At 69.9% G+C, this 12,791-nt stretch carries 15 protein-coding genes; 11 read left to right on the top strand and 4 right to left on the bottom strand.

Going from position 1 to position 12,791, the window contains the following annotated elements:
• The first annotated feature begins 107 nt into the window (after positions 1 to 107).
• The 5 genes from MT347_RS06460 (at position 108) to MT347_RS06440 (ending at position 4,964) form a co-directional block, all read left to right on the top strand.
• Complete coding sequence (locus MT347_RS06460; protein WP_243499292.1) at positions 108 to 1,184, top strand: LLM class flavin-dependent oxidoreductase; 1,077 nt, start codon at positions 108 to 110, stop codon at positions 1,182 to 1,184.
• 8 nt (positions 1,185 to 1,192) lie between these two features.
• Entirely contained in the window at positions 1,193 to 2,527 is a 1,335-nt protein-coding gene (locus MT347_RS06455) for an MFS transporter (protein ID WP_243499290.1), read from the top strand.
• 256 nt (positions 2,528 to 2,783) lie between these two features.
• Complete coding sequence (locus tag MT347_RS06450) at positions 2,784 to 3,548, top strand: SGNH/GDSL hydrolase family protein (RefSeq protein ID WP_243499288.1); 765 nt, start codon at positions 2,784 to 2,786, stop codon at positions 3,546 to 3,548.
• Positions 3,549 to 3,607: 59 nt separating this feature from the next.
• Complete coding sequence (locus tag MT347_RS06445; RefSeq protein WP_243499285.1) at positions 3,608 to 4,105, top strand: hypothetical protein; 498 nt, start codon at positions 3,608 to 3,610, stop codon at positions 4,103 to 4,105.
• 46 nt (positions 4,106 to 4,151) lie between these two features.
• A complete protein-coding gene (locus tag MT347_RS06440) occupies positions 4,152 to 4,964 on the top strand; it encodes an SDR family NAD(P)-dependent oxidoreductase (protein WP_243499283.1) in 813 nt (270 codons plus the stop codon).
• Between the two features lie 18 nt (positions 4,965 to 4,982).
• Here the strand turns inward: MT347_RS06440 and MT347_RS06435 are convergent, their stop codons facing one another.
• Positions 4,983 to 5,153 carry a hypothetical protein gene (locus MT347_RS06435; RefSeq protein ID WP_243499281.1) on the bottom strand — a complete coding sequence of 57 codons (171 nt, stop codon included), beginning with the start codon at positions 5,151 to 5,153 and terminating at the stop codon, positions 4,983 to 4,985.
• A gap of 67 nt (positions 5,154 to 5,220) precedes the next feature.
• Between MT347_RS06435 and MT347_RS06430 the strand changes: the two genes are divergently transcribed.
• On the top strand, positions 5,221 to 5,703 hold the full coding sequence (locus MT347_RS06430) for a hypothetical protein (RefSeq protein ID WP_243499279.1): 483 nt from the start codon (positions 5,221 to 5,223) through the stop codon (positions 5,701 to 5,703).
• Between the two features lie 79 nt (positions 5,704 to 5,782).
• On the opposite strand, the gene MT347_RS06425 is transcribed toward MT347_RS06430, so the two are convergent.
• Positions 5,783 to 6,091 (bottom strand): hypothetical protein, encoded by a 309-nt coding sequence (locus MT347_RS06425; RefSeq protein ID WP_243499277.1) that lies wholly within the window; start codon positions 6,089 to 6,091, stop codon positions 5,783 to 5,785.
• Positions 6,092 to 6,343: 252 nt separating this feature from the next.
• Between MT347_RS06425 and MT347_RS06420 the strand changes: the two genes are divergently transcribed.
• The 3 genes from MT347_RS06420 (at position 6,344) to MT347_RS06410 (ending at position 8,483) form a co-directional block, all read left to right on the top strand.
• Positions 6,344 to 6,712 carry a hypothetical protein gene (locus MT347_RS06420; RefSeq protein WP_243499275.1) on the top strand — a complete coding sequence of 123 codons (369 nt, stop codon included), beginning with the start codon at positions 6,344 to 6,346 and terminating at the stop codon, positions 6,710 to 6,712.
• 219 nt (positions 6,713 to 6,931) lie between these two features.
• Positions 6,932 to 7,861: an AEC family transporter gene (locus MT347_RS06415; protein ID WP_243499273.1), complete on the top strand. Its 930-nt coding sequence runs from the start codon at positions 6,932 to 6,934 to the stop codon at positions 7,859 to 7,861.
• 70 nt (positions 7,862 to 7,931) lie between these two features.
• Positions 7,932 to 8,483: an HdeD family acid-resistance protein gene (locus MT347_RS06410; protein WP_243499271.1), complete on the top strand. Its 552-nt coding sequence runs from the start codon at positions 7,932 to 7,934 to the stop codon at positions 8,481 to 8,483.
• Positions 8,484 to 8,529: 46 nt separating this feature from the next.
• Here MT347_RS06410 and MT347_RS06405 read toward each other — a convergent pair whose 3' ends face one another.
• A complete protein-coding gene (locus MT347_RS06405; RefSeq protein ID WP_243499269.1) occupies positions 8,530 to 10,497 on the bottom strand; it encodes a S9 family peptidase in 1,968 nt (655 codons plus the stop codon).
• Positions 10,498 to 10,499: 2 nt separating this feature from the next.
• A complete protein-coding gene (locus MT347_RS06400) occupies positions 10,500 to 11,264 on the bottom strand; it encodes an SDR family oxidoreductase (RefSeq protein ID WP_243499267.1) in 765 nt (254 codons plus the stop codon).
• Between the two features lie 259 nt (positions 11,265 to 11,523).
• On the opposite strand from MT347_RS06400, the gene MT347_RS06395 reads away from it, so the two are divergent.
• On the top strand, positions 11,524 to 12,321 hold the full coding sequence (locus MT347_RS06395; RefSeq protein WP_243499265.1) for a glycerophosphodiester phosphodiesterase family protein: 798 nt from the start codon (positions 11,524 to 11,526) through the stop codon (positions 12,319 to 12,321).
• A 93-nt stretch (positions 12,322 to 12,414) separates the two neighbouring features.
• Complete coding sequence (locus tag MT347_RS06390; RefSeq protein ID WP_243499263.1) at positions 12,415 to 12,786, top strand: RNA polymerase-binding protein RbpA; 372 nt, start codon at positions 12,415 to 12,417, stop codon at positions 12,784 to 12,786.
• The last annotated feature ends 5 nt before the right edge of the window (positions 12,787 to 12,791 follow it).

Below are 12,791 nucleotides of genomic sequence, written 5' to 3'. Positions count from 1 at the left end.
CCCCTCGCCCGTCGTTCGGTGCGCAGCGCGCGGCCGGGCACCGGCGCGATGCGCGGGAATGAATCGGCATCCCGTAAAGTTCATGCATCTGAATGCAAGGAGACCCCATGGACGACCGTCCCCTCGAGCTCGGACTCGACACCTTCGGAGACATCTCGCGTGCCGCCGACGGGTCGCTGCAGTCGGATGCGCAGACCATCCGCAACGTCGTCGAGCAGGCGGTGTTCGCGGATCAGGTGGGCCTGTCGTTCTTCGGGGTGGGGGAGCACCACCGCAAGGACTTCGCCGTCACGAGCCCCGAGATCGTGCTCGCCGCCGCGGCGGCCCGCACAACGAACATCCACCTCGGCACCGCCGTGACGGTGCTGTCGAGCGATGACCCCGTGCGGGTGTTCGAGCGCTTCGCCACGCTGGACGCCGTCTCGAACGGTCGCGCGGAGGTCATCCTCGGCCGCGGGTCGTTCATCGAGTCGTTCCCGCTGTTCGGCTACGACCTCGCGGACTACGAGCAGCTGTTCGAGGAGAAGCTCGAACTCTTCTCGCTCCTGCTCGACGAGAAGCCCGTCACCTGGTCGGGACGGACGCGCGCAGGGCTCCAGGACGCCGACGTCTACCCGAAGACCGAGAAGGGCCTGACGGCGTGGGTCGGCGTGGGCGGTTCCCCGGAGTCGGTCGTTCGCGCCGCGCGCTACGGATACGGACTGGTTCTCGCCATCATCGGCGGCTCCTCCGCGCGATTCCGCCCTTACGCCGATCTGTACCGCCGGTCGTTGCAGGAACTCGGCAAGGAGCAGCTGCCCATCTCGGTGCACTCCCCGGGCCACATCGCCGAGACCGACCAGCAGGCGTGGGAAGAGGCCTACGAGGGCGTGGCGGAGCTCAACACGACCATCGGTCGCGAACGCGGCTGGCCGGCGTACAACCGCCTGCGTTTCCAGCAGGACGTCGGCCCGGACGGGGCCATGTACATCGGTTCCCCCGAGACCGTCGCGCGCAAGATCGTCGCGACCGTGCAGGCTCTGGGCAACACCCGCTTCCAGCTGAAGTTCGCCAGCGGCTCCATCGCGCACGACCGACTCATGACGAGCATCGAGCTGTACGGCACACGGGTGCTGCCGCTCGTCCACGAGATGCTCGCCGACAGCGGCTCTCGCGTCGCCGGCGACCTCTCCGGCATCCGGTGACGTCGCCGGTGAGTGCGACGACCGACACGCTCCGGGTGTCCGACCGCCTCGACGCGCTCCCGTTCACGCGGCGGCACGGGCGGATCCTCGGCGGATCGGGTCTGGGGTGGGCCCTGGATGCCATGGACGTCGGGCTCATCTCGTTCGTCATCGCGGCGCTCAGCGTGCAGTGGCAGCTGGCCCCGACCGAGGCGTCGTGGATCGCATCAGCTGGTTTCGCCGGAATGGCGATCGGCGCCAGCGTCGGAGGACTCCTCGCCGATCGTTTCGGCCGACGTCACGTCTTCGCCTTGACCCTGCTCGTCTACGGTCTCGCGACGGGGGCCAGTGCGCTCGCGGGAGGTCTCGCCGCCCTGCTCGTGCTGCGCTTCATCGTGGGACTCGGCCTGGGCGCGGAGCTCCCCGTCGCCTCGACCTACGTCAGCGAGTTCGCGCCGGCGCGTATGCGGGGCCGGGTCATCGTGTTCCTCGAGGCGTTCTGGGCAGTGGGGTGGACCGCCGCCGCGGTGATCGGGTACCTCGTGGTGCCGGCCTCGGCCGACGGCTGGCGCTGGGCGTTCGCGCTCGGCGCGATCCCCGCGGTCTACGCCCTGATCGTGCGGTGGGGCCTTCCCGAGTCCCCGCGCTGGCTCGCATCGCGGGGTCGGAATGCCGAGGCGATCGTCATCGTGCGCAACCTCGAGGCGGCCGCGGGTCGCATCACCCTGGAAGCCTCGACGGAGGGCGTCGCGGCATCCGTTCCCGCCGCTCGCCCGCGCGTCCGCGCGCTGTGGGCTCCGGCTCTCCGCGCCCGCACCGCGAGCCTGTGGGTGCTGTGGTTCTGCGTGAACTTCTCGTACTACGGCGCGTTCATCTGGATCCCGACGATCCTCGTCGCCCAGGGGTACGACCTCGTGCGTTCCTTCGGCTTCACTCTCATCATCACGCTCGCGCAGCTGCCCGGATACGCCCTGGCGGCGTGGCTCATCGAGGCGTGGGGGCGGCGAGCGACGCTCGCGACCTTCCTCGCGGGGTCCGCGGTGGCGGCGGTGCTGTTCGGGACCGCGTCGGGAGAGGTGGCGGTGATCGCGACCGGCATGATGCTGTCGTTCTTCAACCTCGGCGCGTGGGGCGCCCTGTACGCGGTGACACCGGAGACCTATCCCACAGCCCTGCGGGCGACGGGCGCCGGTTGGGCCGCCGGGGTGGGTCGCATCGCGTCGATCCTCGCTCCTCTCGCCGTGCCCCCGCTGCTCGGCGTCGGTGGGGCGCCGCTGCTGTTCGTCGTGTTCGCGGCGTTCTTCGCCGTCGCGGTGGTCGCGGCGCTCTTCGTGCGCGAGCAGCGCGGGCGGTCGCTCGCGTAGCCGACGTCAGTTGCCGACGTTCGGGGCGCGTTCCACCGGTCGGGGCGTGAGAATTCCGCCCCGCAATCACCGATCCGCCTCGAACCCGATCCGCGGAAGCGGGGCGCCCCGGCCCCCGTACACGCGAGCGTTTCTGGTTCGGGGCGACTTCGGCCGTTCGGGGCGGGCGAATCCCGCCTCGAAGCGCGATAGACGCCCCAAACCCCGAAATCCGGCCCTGACAGGGCGGCGGCGGCGGCCCACGTAGGCTCGGGGCATGGCATCCGTCCGCTACGTCGCGATCGGCGACTCGTTCACCGAAGGAGTCGGCGACGAACTGCCCGACGGCACCGTCCGGGGGTGGGCCGACCTGGCGGCCCAGGGATGGGCGGATGCCGCCGGCGAGCCGATCCAGTACGCCAACCTCGCGATCCGCGGCAAGTTGATCGAGCCGATCGTCGACCAGCAGCTCGAGCCCGCGCTGGCGCTACGACCGACGCACCTGTCGTTCAATGGCGGGGGCAACGACATGCTGCGCCCGCGCGCGGACCTGGAGCGCATCGTCGGGATCTTCGCGCACGTGCTTCGGCGGTGCGACGAAGAAGGCGTGCAGCTGATCGTGCTGTCGGGTGCGAATCCCTCGGCGGGGCTCCCGCTCGGTCGCGTGCTGCAGGTGCGGGGCGATCGACTGTCGAGCGCGGTCGAAGAGCGGCTCGCATCGCGGACCGACGTCATCACCGCCTACAACTGGTTCGACCGCGAGTTGGCGGGCGGCGATTACTGGTCGGTCGACCGGCTGCACATGAACGCCCGCGGACACCACCGCGTTGCTGCGCGTGTCATCGAGGCGGTCGGGTTCACCCCTCCGGGGGAGTGGTGGCGCCTGCGCGAGATCCCGGAGATCGACCGTCTGAAGGGCTCGGCGTATTATCGCGAGCACGTGGGCCCCTGGGTGCGTCGGCGCCTCGCGGGCACCTCCTCGGGCGATGGTCGTGCGGCGAAGTTCGGCGGGCAGTGGGTGGAGCTGACACCGGGCGAGTAGTCCTCGCACGCCCGCGCGCGGGTCTGGCCAGGACACGTACGGGTGCCTAGGATCGGCGGATGCCGACATCGACCGCGCGTCTCTTCGCCACCGCGACCGTCGTGGTCGCGGGGCTCGCCCTGGCCGGGTGCACCGGGGGAGAGGACGATGTGGCTCCTCCCACAACCCCGGCACCCACGTCCGCGCCGACGACGTCCACCCCGGATGCCTGGGCGGGGACGTTCGACGACGTGGTCTCCGCCGCGGAGGTCGGCGAGTACGTCTGGCAATCGTGGGGCACGTTCGGCGATCCCGGAGGTGTGGCGCCGTTCCGCAACGAGAACCGCACGGTCGAGCCCGGCGTCTACGACGTGACCCTCCGCTGCGCGGGTCCGCAGACGGTGACCGCCTCTCTCTGGACGGCCACCGGCACCGCGATCGGCGACCCCGTCCCGTTCTCGTGCGGTGCGGTGACGGCCCTGCCCGTCGAGGTGGCGGACCGCGGTCTGCGCATCGATCTCGACAGCGACCGCGAGCCGGGGGCCTTTCTCATCCAGGTGAAGCGGGTGGGGGACTAGCGAAGATGCACAGCCCACGCAGATCGGTCTGCGACACGATGTCCACATGACCCTCGCGATCGTCACCGGCACCTCCAGCGGCATCGGCCTCCACACGGCCGTCGGACTCGCACAGTCGGGGATCGAGGTGGTCGCCACCGTGCGCGATGCCTCGCGCGCCGACGCCCTGCGCGCCGCGGCATCCGACGCCGGTGTCGAGCTCGACATCCGCTCGTTGGACGTCACGGATGCCGCGGCCGCGCGGGCGCTCGTCGACGCGGTGGATCGCGTCGACATCCTCATCAACAACGCCGGCCGCGGCGCCGTCGGAACGCTCGAACAGCTGACCGACGCCGACCTGCAGGAGCAACTCGAGACGAACTACCTCTCGGTCGCGCGGCTCACTCGACTGGTGCTCCCCGGAATGCGCGAGCGCAGGAACGGCCGCATCGTCACGGTGACGAGCGTCGGGGGAGCGGTGGGGCAGCCGTTCGCCGACGCGTACTGCGGAGCGAAGTTCGCCGTCGAGGGCCTCATGCAGTCGCTCGCCCCGGTGGTCGCCCCCTTCGGCGTCGAGGTGTCGATCGTCGAGCCGGCCGCCGTCGCCTCGTCGTTCACGGAGTCGGCCCACCGCGCGCCCGCCGGTCCCTACGCCAGCCAGCAGCAGGCCTACCTCGACCGCGCGGCCCGGTCCTTCGCGTCCGCGCAGTCGGCGGAGGATGCCGCGAAGACGGTGGTGGAAGCGGCGACCACGTCCGCGCCGCGATTCCGCTGGCAGACGTCCGAGGCGGCGGCGCGCTTCGCCAGCCTGTCGCTGGCGGATCTCGACGGCGCCCGGGTGTTGGGCGTCACTTCGGGGTGGGTGCGCTCGGGGGAGTGACCGGCGACCGCGCGCAGGTCACCCGCGTCCGGTCATCCGCGCGAGCCAGAGCTTCAGCCGGCGTGTCTGCCGGTCGGTGTAGTCGTTCGAGAGTCGCAGGGCCTCGTCGGGGATGTCGGCGCCGGCCTGCATGTTGGCGATCGCGCGGAGAGCGCGCTCCTCCTGCGTCTCGGAATCATCGTCGGGCATGCGACCAGCGTAGTGACGGCGTCCTCGGAGGATGACGGCGCCGTGCGCGGAGCGCTAGCATCCGATCATGGGCGACTGGAACGAGTTCAACGTCGCGCTCGTCGGTGCCACCGCGGCGCTCGCGGGTCTGGTGATCGTCGCGGCGAGCGTCAACATCGGCGAGATCGTCAAGGCGCCGGCGCTCACCGCTCGTCTCGGCACGGCCATTTCGGGCCTGGTGCTCGCCCTCGTCATCTGCGCACTCGGATTGGCGCCGGGGCTACCCGCGGGCGTCCACGGCGTCGCTGCATCCGTCGGAGCCCTGATCGCCGCGGCGTTCGCGGTCGACGCGACCCGCCGGATCCTCGCCGATCGCGACCCGCTGAACCGCCTGCGCAGCCTGAAGAGCGGGTTGGGATTCCTCGTTCCGGCCACGTATGCCATCGGCGGCGTCCTGCTGCTGACGGGGTTGCCGGATGCGGGACTCGTCGCCCTCGCCATCGGCGCCCTGACATCGATCGCGGTGGCCCTGATGATCTCGTGGATCGTCCTGGTCGAGGTGCTGCGTTGACCGTCCGGCCGGCGCGACGGGGGAGTCGAACGCCGCCTCACCACTCGCAAAAAGGGCGGCGGACACCTCCCGGCCGCCGTCAGATGACGTCGAAGGGGACGTCGCCGTCGTCGTAGTCTCCGACGACTTCGGGGTGGTAGGTCGGTCGATCTCCGTCCGCGGTGTTCGCGTGCAGTCGAACGGTGTCCACGGCGATGACGATCGAGGTCGCCGCCGTCACGAAGAAACTCAAACGCTGCCCGCCGTCGACGGTGACGTTCAGGAATCCGCCCGCCGCGCGAGCGGCACGCAGAACCTGACTTCGAAGATCGTCGAGGCTCTCGAGCGGACCGAGAGCGTACGTGATGCTGTCAACGGTGAGGTGCACTCGCTCGATGCTGTTCACCATGCACGCACCAGGAGGTGCACGCGCGCACCGTCTTCGTACTCGACACTCTCTGTCGAGTGGTGGGGGAGAATTCCCATCAGGACCTCCGACGCAGTGCTCCAGGCACGATCGTCGTTGCAGGGTTCGTCACGTCGAGGGACGACGTGTGACCATCGTGTCACCCGCATCCCCTCCCAGCCGCCCCCCTTGCCAACTCACCCGGACGAAGACAAGGATCGGGGAGTTCGGCGACGTGGATGCGATAATCCGAGCATGCACCCGTTGGAAGACTCGCCGCCCCGCCGCTCCCGTGAGCAGCTCGAGGAGTGGGTGAAGGAGTTCGAACGGGAAGAGCACTGCATTGCGGGCTCGATCACGGTCGCCCCGCAGGAAGACACGCACACCGAGGACACCGGGCTCGTCATCCTGCGTCTGCGCAACGCCTCCGCCTCGATCTTCATGAAGCCGCGGAGCTACGACGACCCGATGTGGGAGCTGACTCTCACCGAGCATCCCGCCGACCTCGGAATGTCGGTGCACGATCTCGCCAGCCTCGCCGCCGAGTACGTCGTCGCCAGCAACCTCTGCACCTTCCTGCAATGGAAGTCGCTCGACAGGGATCGACGAAGCGGTCGGCGCTAGCGGTTCGTCGCGGGGGCGGACGAGGAGGGGCGCATCGTCGGTCACGCATCCGCGCGTTCAAACTGACATAATGTGCATTATCGGCTTACCCGGTTCAGGCCGCAGCGACCCCGAGGAGCCAGGGACGACGAGCCATCGGCATCCGTCCAACGAACGGACTCCCGGTACGCTCGAACCGATGCCCGACTCACCCACCCGTCGCGAACGGCGCCACCGCGCATGACGGGCGTGCTCACCGGCTTCGCGGTCGTCGGCCTGGCCGTCGTCGTCGGTTACGTCATCGCGCGCATCGATCTGCTGGGGCCCCACGCGCGGCACGTGCTGAGCCGGCTGACCTTCTACGTGTTGTCGCCGTTCCTGCTGTTCACGGTGCTCGCGAAGGCCGACGTGGCGACGCTGTTCTCGGCCCTCCTGCCGGTGTCGATGATCACCGCGGCGGTCATCATCGCCCTGTACGCGCTGATCTCGGCTCTGATCCTGCGACGCCGAGTCGGTGAGACGGTCATCGGCGCTTTGTCGGCGGGGCAGGTGAACAGCAACAACATCGGCATCCCGATCTCGCTGTACATGCTCGGAAACGCCGCGTACTCGGCTCCCGTCATCCTCTTCCAGCTGCTCGTGCTCATGCCGATCGCGCTGTCGATCCTGGATGCCGCGACCTCCGGCTCGCGCAACATCGCGCGCATCCTGCTGCAGACGGCGAAGAACCCGATGCTCATCGCTTCCGCCCTGGGCGTGGTGGTGGCGCTGATCGACGTCGACCTGCCGCCCATCGTCTTCGACCCCCTGCATCTCATCGCCGGCGCGTGCGTGCCTGTTCTGCTGATGTCGTACGGCATGTCGCTCTACGGACAACGGGTGCTCACCGAGCCGGGTCGCCGGGTCGACGTCGTCATCGCGTCGGTGCTCAAACTCCTCGCCATGCCGGCATTGGCCTGGGGTGTTGCGACCCTGTTCGGCCTGCCCGACGACCAGATCTTCATCGTGGTCGTGCTGGCGGCACTGCCGACGGCGCAGAACGTGTTCAACTTCGCGCAGCGGTACGGCGTGGGCGAGATTCTCTCCCGCGACGTCGTCTTCATCTCGACCCTCGGATGCCTGCCCGTCCTCTTCACGGTCGCCCTCCTGCTGCAGCACTCCCCCACGTGACGGCTCGCGCGCGTAAACCCTCAGGTCTAAGGTGAGACCTGTTCTCAGGTTTCATTCAGAAAGGCTCGCCATGTCTTCCGCCACCACGTCCAACCCCGCTATCGGAGCCGTGCGCACGGCGCTCGGCGTCAGCGGAGTCCTCTCGCTCGTCATCGGCGTCTTGATCCTCGTCTGGCCCGGCCGCACCGCGGAGGTGGCGGTCGGGATCCTCTCGGTCTACGTCATCATCGCGGGCCTCGTGAACATCGCCGTCGGGCTGTTCTGGCGCTCCGGTTGGTCCCGCATCGGTTACCTCGTGCTCGGCGTCCTGTTCATCGTCGCCGGCATCTTCTCGTTCGCGAACCTCTCGGCCACGACCGCGTGGTTCGGCGTCTTCATCGGCACCCTCGTCGGCATCCTGTGGATCATCGAGGGCGTCGTCTCGCTCACCACAGTCGGGCACGGGTCGAAGGCGCGGGCGTGGACGATCTTCTTCGCGATCATCAGCATCCTCGCGGGCATCGTGCTGCTGTTCTCGCCGCTCCTCGGCGCTGTCACGCTGTTCCTGCTGATCGGAATCTCGCTCGTGATCCTCGGCGTCTTCCAGATCGTGCGCGCGATCCAGTTCGGCAAGGCCGTCTGACCCCGAACGAGAAGGGCCCGGATGCCGTGGCATCCGGGCCCTTCTCTCACCCCTCGACGGGGAGGTGTCGACTCCACCACTCGAGGACCGCGTCGAAGCGCTGCACCCGGTGCTGGGGACGGCCGGCGCGGGTGAGTTCGTGATCCTCGCCGGGGAAGATCAGCATCTCGGCCTCGGTGCCCTGAGCCTTCAGCGCCGCGTAGTACCGCGTGGCCTGCTCGAGCGGGCAGCGGAAGTCGAGCTCGGAATGGAGCACCAGTGTCGGCGTCGTGACCTGATCGACCACCGCCATCGGTCTCTGCGCCGCCACACGCTCGGGGTCGGTGCCGACGTACTCCAGCCCGAAGAACGAGCCGATGTCGCTCGAGCCCGGGAAGGCGGTCGGGTCGAGGAAGCCGCGCTCGACGATGGCCCCCGCGAAGCGGTGGTCGTGCGCGATGACCCAGGCGGTCATGTACCCGCCGTACGATCCGCCCATCACGCCCGCCCGGTCGCCGTCGAGGCGCGGGTCGGCCGCGACCACGCCGTCGAAGAAGTCCATGACGTCGAAATAGTCGAGCGTGCCCATCTGACGGCGGATCGAGCGACCGTGTTCGCGACCGTACCCGGCGCTGCCGCGGGGGTTGCTGTAGACGACCGCGTAGCCCGCGTCGACGAGCACCTGCGTCTCGTCGAAGACGTGCACGCCGTACGAGGCGTACGGCCCTCCGTGGATCTGGAGGATCACGGGGAACGGTCCGTCGCCCTCGGGCACGGCCACCCAGCCGTGAACCGGGTAGCCGTCGCGGCCGGGGATCTCGTGCTCGACGGGCTGGACGATACCCCGCTCGCGCACCGCAGCGCCGAAGTCGGTGAGCGTGAGCGCCGCGCCCCCTTCGACGACGACGAGCTCGCCGAACGACTGCGATGATGCGACGGATGCCACGACCCGCCCGCGCGCGGCGGCATGGCCGTTCACCTCGAGGTCGCCGCCGAGCACCTCGGTCACCGCTCCCCCGCGCGTGACGCGCAGCAGGCGCAGGCGTCCCCGGGTGCGGTCCTGCACGAGGATGTCGTCGCCGTCGAAGGAGATGTGGCTGCCGACCTCGCCCAGGTCGATCGTCTCGGGGTCGGTGAGCCGCCGCGGCCCCTCGGGATCGACCGCGAACAGGGCGACGCCGGGAGCGACGAAATCGACGCCCTCGGAGCCGACGTCGTTCGCGAGGACGAACACGGCCCCGTCGGGAGCGACAGCGACCTCCGAGATCGACAAGTCGGGGCTCAGCACCTCGCGCTGCGCTCCCCCGTCGATCGTCACGGCCACCAGTCGGTCGCGCAGGTCGCGACGGTCGTCCTCGATCGCATCGGGGACGCTGAGCAGCTCGGAGCCGTCGGCCGTCCAGACGACGCCGCTCCACCCCGTGTCGCCCCCGGTGAGCCGGGTGGCCTCGGCGGCGACCACGCGCTTCTCGGGGCCGTCGAGGGCGGGTGCCGGCGGATAGAAGGGCTCCGCGTCGGCGGGCGGCGCATCGACGACGAACAGATGCGTCGGACGATCGAGATATCCCAGACCGTTCGCGTGCCAGCGGATGCCGGTGATACGGCGCGGCGGTTCGGCCGCGGCATCCCGCCCCTCCACGGTGCCGTAACGACCCGGCTCGGGAACCCGTGCGGCGAACGCGAGACGCGTGCCGTCGGGCGACCAGGAGACCTCGGTCACTCCCCCGGGCTGGTCCGTCACCTGAACGGGCTCACCGCCGCCGGAGGGGACGACGAACACCTGGGCCCGGCTCTTCGCATCGGCGCGGAGGAAGGCGACCGTCTCGTCGTCGGGAGAGAGCACCGGTGAGCGGTCGGCCACCCCCCGGGTGAGCCGTCGCGCGGCGCCGTCGGGCAGATCGATCCTCCAGAGCTGGCCCACCGCCCGGTCGGCGGCGAGATCGGGCCGAGAGGTCGAGAAGACGGCGAAGGACGCGTCGGAGGCGATCGTCGGCCGACCGACCCCGATCAACGTCTCGATGTCGGACGGCCGCATGCTCACTCGCCTCCGAACGAGTCCGTGTCTCCGACGAGGCGGGTGTTCTCGGACGGCACGGGGTCGACGGCCGCGCGCGCGACCTCGGCGGCGAACTCCGACACGTTGTAGAGCTTGCCGGCGTCGTCGCGACGGGCGGCGATCGCGCCCGGGTTGGCGCGCTCGAGCAGCGTCGCGGTGATCGTGCCCTCGATCATGTCGCCCGAGACGACGGTGAAACCGATGCCGCGTTCTTCGAGGGCCGGGATCTTCTCGCGCAGGGCGTCTTCGCCGGCGCGCTTGGAGAGGGCGACCGGCTCGTACTCGGGCATGGTCGGGGTGGTGCGGATGAAATGCGCCTGGTGGCTGGTGACGAACACCACGCGTGCGTCGGCGTTGAGGATGGGGAGAGCCGTCTCGAGCACGCTGACCTGGGCGTCGCGATTGAGCAGCAATGCGTAGTCCTCGGCCATGCCCGACTCCATCCCTCCCGAGGCGTTCAGCACCAGGATGTCGAGCCCGCCGAACGTGCGCTGCACCTCGTCGACCAACGCCTGCACCGACGAGGGGTCGGTGAGGTCGGCACCCACGACGAGAGCCTCGACACCGAGCTCGCGCAGCTGCGTCGCGAGCTTCTCGGCGCGGGGGGCCTTGTTGCGGAAGTTGATGACGACGTTCGCGCCGGCCTCGGCGAAGTAGCGCACGGTGTCGGCGCCGATACCACGCGAGGAACCGGTGACGAGGGCGGTCTTGCCGCTCAGGGAGCCGGACGGGAGGGTCTGGGACACGGGAAATCTCCTGACGATTCGGGATCAGCTCCCAGCCTACCGATCGGGATGCCACGGTCCCGGCGTCGATCCTGCCCGCGCCGACGTCGGTGACCGGCCCGGGTGTCGGTGCCCGGTGGTACGTTCGGGCTCGGAGGCACGATATGGACGTTCTCTCCCCCCGCGACACGTGGGCCCGGGACGGCTGGATGGAGACGCAGATGCGGGACGACCGCGACCGCCGCGCCGTCATGGTCGCGGCCGAGGGACCGACGGTCCCATGACTCGGCATCCGTACCTCTCCCCCGCCGCCCCGCGCGTGCTGGCGCACCGCGGGCTGGTGACCCCGGATGCCGCGCTCCACGGCGTGACCGAGAACTCCTTCGCTGCGGTCGCGGAGGCTCACGCCGCGGGAGTGGCGTACGTGGAGTCGGACTGCCACGTCACCGCCGACGGGACCGTCGTGCTCTTCCACGACGACGACCTTCGACGCGTGGCCGACGACCCGCGGAAGATCGCCGACGTACGCCTGCACGAGCTCGAGGAGATCATGTCGGACCGGGGCGGGCTCATCACCCTCGCGCAGGCGCTCGACGCGTTCCCCGACGTGCGGTTCAACCTCGACGTGAAGGCGGCCGCGGCGGCCGAGGGCGTGGGCCGGCTCGTCGCCCCGCACGCCGCGCGGGTGCTCGTGACGAGTTTCTCCGACGCGCGCCGCCTCGAAGCGCTGACGGCCGCGATGGCGGCCGGTGCTCCGCGGCGACCGGCGACCTCCCCCGGCTTGGAGACCGTGAAACGCCTCCTCGTCGCGCGGGCGCTGGGGCGGGGGTCCCGCGTCCGCTCCCTGCTCGCCGAGGTCGACGCGCTTCAACTGCCCGAGCGCCAGGGGCCGATTCCCGTCGTCACCCGCGGCCTCGTGCGCGACGCGCACGCCGCCGGCGTCGAAGTGCACGTGTGGACCGTCAACGGCGAGGACGACATGCAACGCCTGCTCGACCTCGGCGTCGACGGGCTCGTCACCGACCGCGCCGACGTCGCTCTCGGTGTGGTGAACGCGCGGAGAACCGGAACTGTCTGAGCATCCTCTGTGAAAGCCGCCCGCACGCCCGAGGTTCGAATAAAGCGCACAGGTGCAGACGTTATACATGGGGACCGACGAGAGGACCACACAATGGCAGACCGCAGTCTCCGCGGCATCCGACTCGGCGCCCAAAGCCTTCAAAGCGAAGATGGCGTCGTGTTTCACGACCGTGCTCAGCACACCTACAACTGCAGCACCTGTGGACGTGACACCGTCCTGACCTTCGCGGCTGACGCCGAGGTACCCGAGGCATGGGAGTGCCGCACGTGCGGAGCCGAGGCGCTGCTGCGCATCGGCGAAGGCATCGCGACCGTCGACCACTCGGGCGACAAGGCCGCCCGCACGCACTGGGACATGCTGCTCGAGCGGCGCACACTCCCCGAGCTCGAAGAGCTCCTCGAAGAGCGTCTCGCGTTCGTGCGCGCCCGTCGTGGCGCAGGCGGCGAGAAGCTCAGCGCCTGACCAGC

Source organism: Microbacterium sp. VKM Ac-2923, assembly GCF_022815605.1.
GTDB lineage: Bacteria > Actinomycetota > Actinomycetes > Actinomycetales > Microbacteriaceae > Microbacterium.
The sequence above is the reverse complement of the archived record's forward strand: the minus strand, read 5'-3'. Positions and strand labels throughout refer to the sequence as shown.

What these genes read in the sequence shown, in the direction of transcription:
- MT347_RS06460 (WP_243499292.1), top strand. Translation starts at nt 108, where the DNA reads ATGGACGACCGTCCCCTCGAGCTCGGACTCGACACCTTCGGAGACATC.
- MT347_RS06450 (WP_243499288.1), top strand. Translation starts at nt 2,784, where the DNA reads ATGGCATCCGTCCGCTACGTCGCGATCGGCGACTCGTTCACCGAAGGA.
- MT347_RS06445 (WP_243499285.1), top strand. Translation starts at nt 3,608, where the DNA reads ATGCCGACATCGACCGCGCGTCTCTTCGCCACCGCGACCGTCGTGGTC.
- MT347_RS06440 (WP_243499283.1), top strand. Translation starts at nt 4,152, where the DNA reads ATGACCCTCGCGATCGTCACCGGCACCTCCAGCGGCATCGGCCTCCAC.
- MT347_RS06435 (WP_243499281.1), bottom strand. Translation starts at nt 5,153, where the DNA reads ATGCCCGACGATGATTCCGAGACGCAGGAGGAGCGCGCTCTCCGCGCG.
- MT347_RS06430 (WP_243499279.1), top strand. Translation starts at nt 5,221, where the DNA reads ATGGGCGACTGGAACGAGTTCAACGTCGCGCTCGTCGGTGCCACCGCG.
- MT347_RS06425 (WP_243499277.1), bottom strand. Translation starts at nt 6,091, where the DNA reads ATGGTGAACAGCATCGAGCGAGTGCACCTCACCGTTGACAGCATCACG.
- MT347_RS06420 (WP_243499275.1), top strand. Translation starts at nt 6,344, where the DNA reads ATGCACCCGTTGGAAGACTCGCCGCCCCGCCGCTCCCGTGAGCAGCTC.
- MT347_RS06415 (WP_243499273.1), top strand. Translation starts at nt 6,932, where the DNA reads ATGACGGGCGTGCTCACCGGCTTCGCGGTCGTCGGCCTGGCCGTCGTC.
- MT347_RS06410 (WP_243499271.1), top strand. Translation starts at nt 7,932, where the DNA reads ATGTCTTCCGCCACCACGTCCAACCCCGCTATCGGAGCCGTGCGCACG.
- MT347_RS06405 (WP_243499269.1), bottom strand. Translation starts at nt 10,497, where the DNA reads ATGCGGCCGTCCGACATCGAGACGTTGATCGGGGTCGGTCGGCCGACG.
- MT347_RS06395 (WP_243499265.1), top strand. Translation starts at nt 11,524, where the DNA reads ATGACTCGGCATCCGTACCTCTCCCCCGCCGCCCCGCGCGTGCTGGCG.
- MT347_RS06390 (WP_243499263.1), top strand. Translation starts at nt 12,415, where the DNA reads ATGGCAGACCGCAGTCTCCGCGGCATCCGACTCGGCGCCCAAAGCCTT.